Here is an 11,141-nt window from a genome sequence, read left to right on the forward strand (position 1 = left end):
GTGGTCGGGGGGGGGCGCCCGTCGGGGCCGGGCCGTGTCCGCTTCCCGTCGCCGGGCGCCCTTCCCCGGGGAATCGCGCCCGGCGTCCTCCCCCGACCACCGTGATCCCTGGACCGAGCAGTTCCCACCGAGTGCGCCGGAGAGCAGACCATGACAGCCGCCGCCGAGCCCGCGGCACCGTTCGCCGAGGCTCCACGCCAGCCCGACCCCGACGTACCCCGCACCATCACCGCCCCCGCCACGCCCGGCGACCGGGTGTTCCGCGGCATGCTGCGGACCGCGGGCCTCTCGGTCTTCGTGATCATGGGGCTGATCGCGTTCTTCCTGATCCTGCGCGGCGCCGATGCCCTGCGCGTGGTCGGTTTCGACTTCTTCACGGAACAGAAGTGGCAGACCCAGGCCGGTAACTTCGGCATCGCGGCCGTTCTGCCGAACGGCATCCTGATCGCCGTGATCGCGCTGGCGATCGCCGTTCCGGTCGCCATTACCACGGCGGTCTTCATCTCCGAGTACGCACCGGTGCGGCTGCGCGCGACGCTGATCTCGCTGGTCGACCTGATGGCGGCGATCCCCAGCATCGTCTACGGGCTCTGGGGGCTGTTCTTCCTCCAGCCGCAGATCATCGGGCTCGCGCGCTGGGCCTCCAACCACCTCGGTGACGTGATCCCCTTCCTCAAGGTGCGCACCGGCGACATCGCCACCTCCTACACCTCGTCGACCTTCGTCGCGGGCGTGGTGGTCTCCCTGATGATCATTCCGATCATCATCTCGCTCAGCCGTGAGGTGTTCTCGCAGGCCCCGCAGGGCGAACGCGAGGGCGCGTACGCGCTCGGCTCCACCCGCTGGGGGATGGTGCGCACGGTGGTCCTGCCGTTCGGGCGCGGGGGTGTGATCGGGGCCGTGATGCTCGGCTTCGGCCGCGCGATGGGCGAGACCATCGCCGTCGCGCTGATCATCTCGCCGAGCTTCAAGACCATGACCCACGTGCTGGAGAACGGGGGCAACTCGATCTCCGCGCTGATCGCGCTGCGGTTCGGCGAGTCGGACAGGCTGGCCCTCTCCGCGCTGATGCTGGCCGGCCTGGTCCTGTTCGGGATCACCCTGCTGGTCAACGTGGCGGCGAGCTTCGTGATCTCGCGCTCCCGTTCCGGCTCGGCGACGGTGGACTGAGCCGTGGCCGACCAGAGAAGCACGACCGACCGGGGGCGGCCGCCCCGAAAGGGCGCCGCGGCCGACCAGGACCCCGGGGCGGGCCGGAGCACCCGCCGCCGGGCCCGCCGACCGCTTCCGCTCCGCCGTGAAGGGACGCACCGATGACCACCCTCGACAGGCCGCCCGCCGTGGCACCCGCGACGCCCCTGCCGGACGAGCCGCACGCCGAACCGGACCGGAAGGACCCGCGTCCGGAGCGGAAACTGAAGCTCGGCGGGACCACCCGCGACGACTTCTTCACGATCGCCGGCGCGCTGGTCGGCGCGCTGGGACTGGACTGGGTGCTGTACGAGCGGGTGCTCCCGTTCAGCGGCGCCCTGGGCTTCCTGTTCTGCTGGTACGTGCTCTTCCTCGTCGGCTACTTCCTCCTCGGCCGGATGCAGTGGGGCCCGCTCCTGGTCCGTGAGCGACTGGTGGCCGTGGTCGCCTGGAGCTCCGGCCTGTTCGTCGTCGGGCTGATCGCCGACCAGATCGGCTACGTCGCCTCGAAGGGGTTCGAGGCGGCCCAGCACAGCAACTTCTTCACCGAGACGATGGTGAGCACGGCCTCGCTCTCCCCGATCACCTCCGGCGGCGCACTCCACGCGGTCGTCGGGTCGCTCGAACAGCTCGGCCTGGCCACGCTGTTCGCCGTCCCGCTGGGCATCGCCGCAGCCGTCTTCATGTCGGAGATCGGCGGCCGGCTGGCCCGTCCGGTCCGGACGCTGGTGGAGGCGATGACGGCGCTGCCGTCGATCGTCGCGGGCCTCTTCATCCTGGGCGTCGTCATCCTCACCTTCGGGTTCGAGAAGAGCGGTTTCGCGGCCTCCCTGGCGCTGATGGTGATGATGATGCCGATCGTCACCCGGGCCGCCGAGGTCGTCATCCGCCTGGTGCCGGGCACCCTGCGGGAGGCCTCGTACGCGCTCGGCGGCAGCCAGTGGCGGACCGTCTGGAACGTCGTGCTGCCGACCGCGCGGCGCGGTCTGGTGACCGCCGTCGTGCTGGGCATGGCGCGCGCGGTGGGCGAGACCTCGCCGGTCCTGCTGACGGCCGGTTTCACCTCGCGCCTCAACGCCAACCCCCTGGAGGGGCAGCAGATCTCGCTGCCGCTCTACATCTGGAGCTACGTCAAGCTGCCGGTCCCCGAGATGACCGCGCGCGCCTTCGCCGCCGGTCTGACCCTGATGGCGGTGGTGATGATCCTCTTCGTCACCGCGCGTCTGCTCGGCGGTCGCGGCCCCGGAGAGATGAGCCGGCGCCAGAAGCGCAAGCTCGCCCGCGCCGCCCAACCCGCTCGGGCCCCCCGGCCGGAGCAGCCCACCCCCGCCCACCTCGGCGGTCCCGTCGTCGCCACCGTGGAGCACTGATGTTCCGATCGACCACCCTCAGTACCGGAGGAGTTCCCATGTCGCGGGAGGCCGAACGCCGCCCCCTGGCACGCCCGTTGGCCGTGCTGATGTCCACCCTGCTCGCGGCCGGTTCGCTGCTGCTGGGGCAGGCCACCCCGGCGCACGCGGCCGTCGCGCTGACCGCCAGCGGCTCCAGCTGGGCGTACCCGGCGATCGACCAGTGGCGCCAGGACGTCGGGCCCCAGGGCATCCAGATCGACTTCAGCGCCGTCGGCTCGGCCCGCGGCCGCCAGGAGTGGTCCATCGGCCAGAACGACTTCACCGCCTCCGACGTGCCGTTCCGCACCAAGATCGACACCGGTGCGAGCGAGGAGGTCCTGCGCAGCGGCGGCGGCGGCGTGGAGAACCCGGTGTACGGCTACTCCTACGTCCCGATCACCGCCGGTGGCACGGCGCTGATGTACAACCTGAAGATCGGTGGCAAGCAGGTCCGCGACCTGCGGCTCTCGCCCCAGACCATCATGGACATCTTCACCAGCAAGATCACCAACTGGAACGACCCGAAGGTCACCGCCGACTACGGCCGGACGCTGCCCAACCTGCCGATCACCCCGGTGATCCGTTCGGACGGCTCCGGCGCGACGGCCCAGTTCACCCGGTGGATGAGCCACACCTTCCCCGCCCAGTGGGAGGAGTACTGCAAGTCCGTCAACAAGGTCTCCTGCGGTGAGTTCACCGAGTTCTTCCCGCCGTCCGGCCGGATGACGGCCCAGAACGGCTCGGACACGGTGGCCGGCTACATCAAGGCCAGCTCGGGCGACGGCACCATCGGCTACGACGAGTACGCGTTCGCCAAGCGCAGCGACTGGCCGGTGGTGAAGGTCCTCAACCCGGCCGGCTACTACGTCCTGCCGACCGCCCCCAACGTCGCCATCGCGCTCACCGCCGCGAAGATCCGCGGTGTCGACGACAACACCTCGCCGGACGACCCGAACTACCTCCAGCAGAACCTGGACGAGGTCTACACCAACTCGGACGCACGCTCCTACCCGCTCTCCAGCTACAGCTACCTGGTGGTGCCGCGGGCCAACTCCCTCAAGGCGCTCCCGCGTTTCAGCAACGACAAGGGCGGCGCACTGAGCAAGTTCCTCTCCTACGTGCTCTGCCAGGGCCAGGGCGAGGCCGACGACCTCGGCTACTCGCCCATCCCGCGCGGCCTGGTCCGCGGCGGACTGCTCCAGGCCCAGCACATCCCCGGCAACGCCAGCCCGGTCGACCCCAACACCCTCTCCAACTGCAACAACCCGACCTTCAACGCCGCCGGCCGGCTGACCATCCTGGACAGCGCCCCGCAGCCCAGCGCCTGTGACGCCAAGGGCCAGCCGCTGGACTGCAAGATCGTGGACGGCAAGCCGTCGACGGGCGGCGCCGGCAGCTCGGGCGGCAGCTCCGGCGGGGCCGCGGCCACCGGCGGCGGCGCGGCAGCGGGTGGCACCGCCGCCTCGGGCGGCGCGGCGGCGACCGGCGGCGGCGCGGCGGCCACCGGCTCCACCGGGACCACCGGCAACAAGGCCGGCACCGGCAAGACAGGCAACACCCAGACGCCCGGCTCCACCGGCGCGGGCGGTGCGGCAGCGGGCGGTGCGGCAGCCGGCGGCGCCGCGGCCACCGGCGGTGCGGCGGCCACCGGCGGCACGGGCGAGGTCGCGCCCGGCGATCCCGCCGCGGCCGCCGACCCGAACGGCGCTCCGGCCGACGGCGAGGCCGCGGCCGAGGACGTCGTCGACCCGCAGACCGGTCAGGTGGTCGCGCGCGGCCGCGGCGGTGCCGCCACCGAGGTCGCGGCCAACGTCGTAGAGGTCGGCGGACGCCCCGAGGACTGGACGCTGAGCACCCTCACCGCGCTCGAACTGCTCGCCGTGGTCATCGTCCCGCCGCTGCTCGGACGGCGCCTGCTGCGCCGTCGCGCGAACAACGGCGGCCGGTCATGACGGCCCCGGCGCTGGAGAAGCCGACGGCCCCGGCGCAGCCCGCGCCGGCCCCGGCCGTCGAGCCGGACACCCCCGGGACCGCGCCCAAGCCGGACGGGCCGGACGGGCCGTCCGGCCCCGGGCGGACCGCAGGGCGGATCCGGTTCCTCCAGGGGGCCTGGGCGGTGAGCCTGCTGGCGGCGCTCACCCTGGGCTTCGTCGGCTACCTCTTCACCCTCTCGCACGTCCAGGAGAAGCACTTCCAGTCGACCGCCTACAAGTCCTTCCGGGACCAGCTGGCCAAGGCCACCGCCCCGACCGGCGCGGCCGGGAGCGGCGATCCGGTCGCGCTGCTGGACATCCCGGCGATCGGGCTGCACCACGTGGTCGTGGTGGAGGGCACCACCGGCCGGGACCTCATGCGCGGTCCCGGCCACCGGCGGGACACCGCGCTGCCCGGGCAGACCGGCGTCGCGGTGCTCTTCGGCCGCGGCGCGACCTTCGGGGCGCCGTTCGCCGAACTGACCAAGCTCCGGGTCGGGGACAAGATCGAAGCCACCACCGGGCAGGGCAAGTTCACCTACACCGTCAACGTGTACGGCGACGAGGACCACCCGATCGCGGACCCGGCCCGCAACCGGATGGTGCTGGTCACCGGGGACTCCGACTGGATCCCGCGTTCGACGGTGATGATCGGCGCCCGGCTGGACGGCGAGCCGCAGGCCAACCCGGGCGGCCGGCCCCGCACCGTGCCCTACGACAAGGCGCTGGCCGCCGACAAGGGCGCGCTGGCCACGCTGCAGCTGTGGACGCTCGGCCTGCTCGGCGCGGTGGTCGCCGCGATCGTGCTGGCCCGGTACTGGCACCGCTCGGCGGCCTACCTCAGCCTCGCGCCGGTGGTCGGCGCGCTGCTCTGGGCGGTCTACGAGAACGCCGCCGCCCTGCTGCCCAACCTCTACTGACGCGCGCCCGGAGGACCGTACCGATGACGGATGCACCGATGACCGACGTACCGCCCGGCCAGGCCACGGGGGCCGGACCGTCCGAGACCACGATCACCCTTCCCGCCGTCCCGCCCGGCCCCGGCGCGTACGCCGGGTACGAGGGGCAGCAGCTGCTGTACCCGCAGGACGCGCACTACGAGACCCACGGCGAGGAGCCCGTGCTGGCCGGGCTGGAGACCCGTGACGTCTCCGCCTGGTTCGGCTCCCACAAGGTGCTGGAGCGGGTCTCGCTCGCCATGCCGGCCGGTGAGGTGACCGCGCTGATCGGCCCGTCCGGCTGCGGCAAGTCCACCTACCTGCGCATCCTCAACCGGATGCACGAGATGATCCGCGGCGCCGCGCTCTCCGGCGAGGTGCTGCTGGACGGCGACGACGTCTACCGGCCCGGCCGGCGCCCGACCGAGGTCCGCCGCCGGATCGGCATGGTGTTCCAGCGGCCGAACCCGTTCCCGGCGATGTCCATCCAGGACAACGTCTCCAGCGGGCTGAAGCTGGCCGGCATCAAGGTCGCCAGGGACGAGCGCGAGCACCTGGTGGAGACGAGCCTGCGCCGGGCCGGCCTCTGGGACGAGGTCGCCAGCCGGCTGCACACCCCCGGCGGTTCGCTCTCCGGCGGACAGCAGCAGCGCCTCTGCATCGCACGGTCGCTGGCCGTCTCGCCGGACATCCTGCTGATGGACGAGCCGTGCTCGGCGCTCGACCCGACCTCCACCCGGCGCGTCGAGGAGACCATCGCGGAGCTGCGCGGGCGGCTCACCATCGTGATCGTCACCCACAACATGCAGCAGGCGCAGCGGGTTTCGCAGTCCTGCGCGTTCTTCCTGGCCACCCACGACACGCCCGGCCGGATCGTGGAGGCCGGTCCGACCGAGCAGGTGTTCCAGAACCCGCGCGACCAGCGGACCTCGGACTACGTCAACGGGCGCTTCGGGTAGTCCCCCGGAGCCCTGCGGAAGTCCCCTGCGGGGGGCTTCCCGCGGGAGTCGCTCGTGCACCGGCCGGCGGGCCCCCTCCGCCGGCCGGTGCGGTCGTTCGGGGGCCCGGACGACCGCTCGGCGGACCGGGGCCGGTGGACCGGTGACGGTGACGGTGGCCGGGGCCGGCGGTGGGGGCGGTCGGGCCGGGGTCAGCGTCGGGGGTGGTCGAGCAGCTGCTCCAGCACCGCCGCCACACCGTCCTGCTCGTTGCTCACGGTGTGCAGCGGCACCGCCGCCAGCACCTGCGGATGGGCGTTGGCCACGGCGTACGCGGTGCCGGCCCAGGCGAGCATCTCCAGGTCGTTCGGCATGTCGCCGAAAGCCACCACCTCGCTCCGGTCGATCCCGCGCGCCGCGCACCAACGAGCCAGCGTGCTGGCCTTGGTGACGCCGGGCGCACTGATCTCCAGCAGCGGGATCGGCGCCGAGCGGGTGATCTCGGCCAGGTGGCCGGCCGCCTCCCGGGCCTCGCCGAGCAGCTTGTCCGGGTCCAGGTCCGGGTGCTTGGCGAGCAGCTTGAACAGCCCCTGCACCGCCCCGCCCGTGCCCAGCAGCTCCTCCGCCGGACCGATCGGGTGGTTCTCGTCCTGGCCCCACATCCGGACCTCGTACCCGGGCTCGCGGGCGAACCCGGCCGGGTACTCGAAGGCGAACGCGGTGCCCGGGAGCTTCTTCCGCAGCCGCTCGACCACGGCGAGCGCGGCCTCGGCCGCCAGCGGGAACGACTCCAGCAGCTCGCCGCGCCGCACGTCCACCACCGCGCCGCCGTTCGAGCAGATCGCCACCCCATGGCCGCCGATGTGCGTGCTCACCTGCTTCATCCAGCGCGGCGGGCGGCCGGTCACGAACACCACCTGGACCCCGGCCGCCTCCGCGGCTGCCAGGGCGGCGGCGGTGCGCTCGGTGACGGTTCCGCCCGAGCAGAGCAGGGTGCCGTCCAGGTCGGTGGCTATCAGCCGGGGAGCGGTGCGCGGTGTGGTCACCGGTCCATCTTCGCCCACCGGTGCCGGGAGGTCACCGGCGCGGGGGCCGATGTGGCCCTCGTCGCGGTGACCTCCCGGCGTCCGGGTGTCCGGCCGTGCGGTGGGTGGCGCCGTGCTGCCGTGGCGCCGTGGTGCCGTGGCGCCGTGGTGCCGTGCGGTGCCGCGGTGGTGCTACGCCACGGTGAGGGTCAGGCCGGCGGTGTGCAGCTGCCCGCCGGTCCGGAACTGCAGGAAGAGCCGCCAGTCCCCGGCGGCCGGCATCTCGGCGTGGAACGTCAGCGTCGGGCCGCCGGTGCCGTTCGCCTCCGCCCTCGTCTCCGGGTGGAGGTGGGCGAAGGCCTGGTCACCGGCGCGGAACGCGGTCAGGTGGGCGAAGGTCTCCAGGTACGGCTGGAGGTCGGTGACCGGGGCGCCGTCCCTGGCGAAGGCCACCTTCAGCTCGCCCGCCCTGCCCGCGACCGGGGAGCCCTCGACCGTGACGGTGTACCCGTCCACCGTCGTGGTGCCGGTCGCGGCGGGCAGCCTGGCGGCGGCGTCGGCGCCCTCGCCGGGGACGGTCACCGTCCGGCTGAGCACCAGGCCGCTGCCGCTGCCGGGGCCGCTGTCCGGGACGAACGAGGCGTACGTCCGCCAGGTGCCGGGGGTGAGCGCGGCCAGCGGGGCGGTCCAGGTGCCGTCGGCGGCCATCTCGGGGTGGAGGTGCTGGAAGCCGGTCAGGTCCGACCGGACGGCGTAGAAGTGCATCCGCTCGGTCTGCTCGGTCCGGTAGGCGGTGAGCCGGGTGCCGTCCGGCGCGGTGACGGCGAACCGGTACGCGGCGGGGGTCCCCGCAGCGAGCGTCCCGGTGTCGGAGGTGAGGCGGTAGCCGTTCCGCTCGGCGGACGGGGCGGCCGTCGTGGGGGTGGAGGAGGCGGCCGGCTCCGGCACGGCGGGCACGCCGTGGCCTTGGTGGGCGCCGGTGGGGGCGGCGGCGGCCGTGGTGGTGGTACCGGCGGTGGGGGCGGCGGCGGCCGTGGTGGTGCCGTGCGCCGCCCCGCCGTGGTCGGTCCCGCTCGTCGCGGCGGAGCCGCAGGCGGTCAGCGTGACCGCCAGGGCGGCGGCGCCTGCGGCGAGCGCCAGGGCGCGTGCGCGGGGGTGGGCGTGCGGACGGGAGTGGTGAGTCATCGTTCGAGGTGTCTTCCGGTGTGTGCGGGCAGGACGCGGCGCGCCCGGGCCCCGTCGACGGGGAGCCCGGCGCGGGCCCGGTCAGGTCCGGGAGACGCACACCTGGGAGAGCAGCCGCCGTCCGGCGGGCGGAGCACGCGGACCGTCGGCCCGCCGCCCGCGCGGCCCGTCCGGCGGGCGCAGCGCGATCAGCACGACGGCCGCCCCGGCCGACAGCGGGGCGGCGGGCAGCCCGGCGCCGTCCCGGTCGCGGGCGGTGACGCAGGACGCCGCCTGCGGCGCGTCCCCGTGAGCCGTTCGCGGCCCGGCCGCCCGGGGGTCGCTCCCGGGCGGCCCGTCGGGCGCGTCCGGCGCGTGGTGGTGCCCGGCGACCGCCGGCACCGAGGGCACGGCCGGCGCGTGGCAGCCCCCGGCCGCCGTCGGCGAGCCGTGCATCAGGAACAGCCCGGCGAGCAGCGCGCAGAGCAGCAGCGACCGGGCCACGGCCCCGTGCCGCACCCCCGCCCGCACCCGCGCCCGCCCACCGTCTGCCGTCACGCGCCCGAGAATACCCCCGGCCGGTATTCGGCCCCCGTAAGCACGCGCGGCGCGGCCACGTTTCGGTCCCCGCTGCGCCAGTTCCGGCCGATTCGCCTGTTCCCGGGGTGTCCCGCCCCCGCTGACCGGGCAGGACTCTCCTCGGCCACCCCGTCGGCAGGAAGAGCCATGCCAACTCGCCAGCTTCGAGACGAGCGCCCACCGACCACTCCCGAGGAGGACCCGTCGCCGTCCCGCGAACCGGTCCTGATCGGCGACATCCTCTTCGAGACCCTCACCGACCTCGCCCGCCGCGGCACCCCGACCACCCCCGTCCGCCTCCCCGCCCAGCGCCCCCACCCCTGACCCCGCAGGCCCGACTCGGCGGTGGCGACCACCTCACGTCGCACTGGCATCGGGCTCGCCGGCATTTCACCCCGACGAGGGCGTCGAGGGGCGCCGCGCCCTGGTGAACCTCTGCCGTCCGGTGCCGGCGGCGAGCTCGCCGAGGCGCTCGCCGATCACTGAGACGCCAGGACGGGGCTCCCGTTCGTAGTACCAGGGCTTGCGTCGGCGCAACAGGTCCTCACCGTGCTCGCTCCAGGTGAACCCGGGCTTTCGCAGCAGCTTCCGGAACACCGCGTCGACCGTCTCCGGGTGGGCAGCGGCCAAGCGGCGGATCGGCAGCGGCGCGATCGACTCCTCGCGCAGGTAGGCGCGCAGCACGTCCTGGTACTGACGGCGACCCGCGCGGGCCGGGTCGCCGAAGAGGCTCCGCAGCATCCCGTAGTCGGCGTAGAAATTGAGTCCGTCGACCTCGTCGTAGATGACGCCGACCGTGTCCGAGTCCGCGAGGGCTTGCGGCAGTGAGAAGGCCGGCAGATCGATTCCCGGCAACCGCCTGCCCCGGGCCCGCTCGGGCCGCTCGGCGACGGCGGCCTCCTGGCGGTGCCGGTAGTAGGCGTTGAGACGCTCTTCGACCTCGGCCGGCGGAAGGACCAGCTCGTCGCTGCCGCAGAACGAGATGAACGCGGCCCGGTCCTCCCGCATCGACGCCCATCCCTGCTCGATCTTCTCGGGGTTGCGGAAGACCAGTTCGGGGTGGCCGGTCGCCAACTGCAGGGCGGCCCGGGCGATGTCGGCGGCGCTGGACCTGGGGTAGTACGACATCGCCCCGGAGATCAGCCACGTCCCGTCTGCCGAGTGGACGGGCACCACGCACGCGAGGAGGAACCCGCCCCTCGACACTCCCCGGAACGCCGCCCGCCCGACGTTCGAGTACGTGCGGTACTCCAGGTCGTCGACCAGGTTCAGCAGGACGACGGCGTCCCCGTCCTTGCAGCGGACCTCGAAGACGCCCTCGACCGGGTCACGCCAGCCGAGCAGCATCGCCCGGTCGGCCTCGGTCAAGTCCCGCCGTGCGGCGACGAACCGGTCCACCACGGTCGAATCGCCCGGCAAGCGGTACCGGAGGATGAAGTGGTCGATGATCCGGATCGCCGCGCCCTCGTCCAACTGCCCTTCGGGGCCCGCCGCCTCCAGTAGGAGGGGGTTCAACCACCGGTCGAAGCGCGCGCTCTGGGCGAAGACGACGAGGTCGCCCTTGAGTTCGGAACTTCGCTCGATCAGACCTCGCAACGACGCCTCGTCCTCACTCCGTACGACAGCAGTCATGCGAGCCCTCCCGGTCTTGAGGTTCCGACTACCTGCTCGTGCTCGTCGTAGGTGTCGGCCGTCGCCTCGTCGACCAGTGCGGCGAGTTCTCGCCTGCTCAACGTGCCCATGGCGGCACGCTAGCCGATCTGCCCGGGCGCTCTCGCGCGCAGTCCGAAAGTGCGCCGATCCGCGCGCGTATCGCAGAATGGGTAACCTCGACACCGTCGGCGCTGTATAGGCAGCGAACGGCTTGCTGTGGGGTGGCCGTCCGAACCGCGCGAGCAGCGCCGTGGAGCGAGTCTGGGGGACTCGATCCACGCCTCCCCAC

10 protein-coding genes are annotated in these 11,141 nt (G+C 73.5%); 6 read left to right on the forward strand and 4 right to left on the reverse strand.

Going from position 1 to position 11,141, the window contains the following annotated elements; translation table 11 throughout:
- Positions 1-150 precede the first annotated feature (150 nt).
- The 5 genes from pstC (at position 151) to ACFWOG_RS03965 (ending at position 6,452) form a co-directional block, all read left to right on the forward strand.
- Complete coding sequence (gene pstC, locus ACFWOG_RS03945) at positions 151-1,170, forward strand: phosphate ABC transporter permease subunit PstC (RefSeq protein ID WP_329884713.1); 1,020 nt, start codon at positions 151-153, stop codon at positions 1,168-1,170.
- A gap of 143 nt (positions 1,171-1,313) precedes the next feature.
- On the forward strand, positions 1,314-2,561 hold the full coding sequence (gene pstA / locus ACFWOG_RS03950) for a phosphate ABC transporter permease PstA (protein WP_380354477.1): 1,248 nt from the start codon (positions 1,314-1,316) through the stop codon (positions 2,559-2,561).
- A gap of 38 nt (positions 2,562-2,599) precedes the next feature.
- Positions 2,600-4,534, forward strand: a complete 1,935-nt coding sequence (locus ACFWOG_RS03955; protein WP_329949668.1) for a phosphate ABC transporter substrate-binding protein PstS — start codon at positions 2,600-2,602, stop codon at positions 4,532-4,534.
- On the forward strand, positions 4,531-5,475 hold the full coding sequence (locus ACFWOG_RS03960; RefSeq protein WP_329949669.1) for a class E sortase: 945 nt from the start codon (positions 4,531-4,533) through the stop codon (positions 5,473-5,475). The genes ACFWOG_RS03955 and ACFWOG_RS03960 overlap by 4 nt, the downstream gene beginning before the upstream one ends.
- 200 nt (positions 5,476-5,675) lie before the next feature.
- Positions 5,676-6,452 carry a phosphate ABC transporter ATP-binding protein gene (locus ACFWOG_RS03965; RefSeq protein ID WP_329884993.1) on the forward strand — a complete coding sequence of 259 codons (777 nt, stop codon included), beginning with the start codon at positions 5,676-5,678 and terminating at the stop codon, positions 6,450-6,452.
- Between the two features lie 191 nt (positions 6,453-6,643).
- On the opposite strand, the gene ACFWOG_RS03970 is transcribed toward ACFWOG_RS03965, so the two are convergent.
- The 3 genes from ACFWOG_RS03970 to ACFWOG_RS03980 all read right to left on the reverse strand — a co-directional run bounded on the left by ACFWOG_RS03970 (position 6,644) and on the right by ACFWOG_RS03980 (position 9,178).
- The gene (locus tag ACFWOG_RS03970) at positions 6,644-7,477 is read right to left on the reverse strand and encodes a Cof-type HAD-IIB family hydrolase (RefSeq protein ID WP_329884709.1); all 834 of its coding nucleotides are present in this window, start codon (positions 7,475-7,477) and stop codon (positions 6,644-6,646) included.
- A 171-nt stretch (positions 7,478-7,648) separates the two neighbouring features.
- On the reverse strand, positions 7,649-8,641 hold the full coding sequence (locus tag ACFWOG_RS03975) for a hypothetical protein (protein WP_380354481.1): 993 nt from the start codon (positions 8,639-8,641) through the stop codon (positions 7,649-7,651).
- An 81-nt stretch (positions 8,642-8,722) separates the two neighbouring features.
- Positions 8,723-9,178 carry a hypothetical protein gene (locus ACFWOG_RS03980; protein WP_380354484.1) on the reverse strand — a complete coding sequence of 152 codons (456 nt, stop codon included), beginning with the start codon at positions 9,176-9,178 and terminating at the stop codon, positions 8,723-8,725.
- Between the two features lie 168 nt (positions 9,179-9,346).
- Here ACFWOG_RS03980 and ACFWOG_RS03985 point away from each other — a divergent pair, with 168 nt between their 5' ends.
- Positions 9,347-9,523 carry a hypothetical protein gene (locus ACFWOG_RS03985; protein ID WP_329884706.1) on the forward strand — a complete coding sequence of 59 codons (177 nt, stop codon included), beginning with the start codon at positions 9,347-9,349 and terminating at the stop codon, positions 9,521-9,523.
- 66 nt (positions 9,524-9,589) lie between these two features.
- Here ACFWOG_RS03985 and ACFWOG_RS03990 read toward each other — a convergent pair whose 3' ends face one another.
- Entirely contained in the window at positions 9,590-10,831 is a 1,242-nt protein-coding gene (locus ACFWOG_RS03990; protein ID WP_380354488.1) for a hypothetical protein, read from the reverse strand.
- Between the last annotated feature and the right edge of the window lie 310 nt (positions 10,832-11,141).

It is taken from the genome of Kitasatospora sp. NPDC058406 (assembly GCF_042722765.1).
Lineage (GTDB): Bacteria > Actinomycetota > Actinomycetes > Streptomycetales > Streptomycetaceae > Kitasatospora.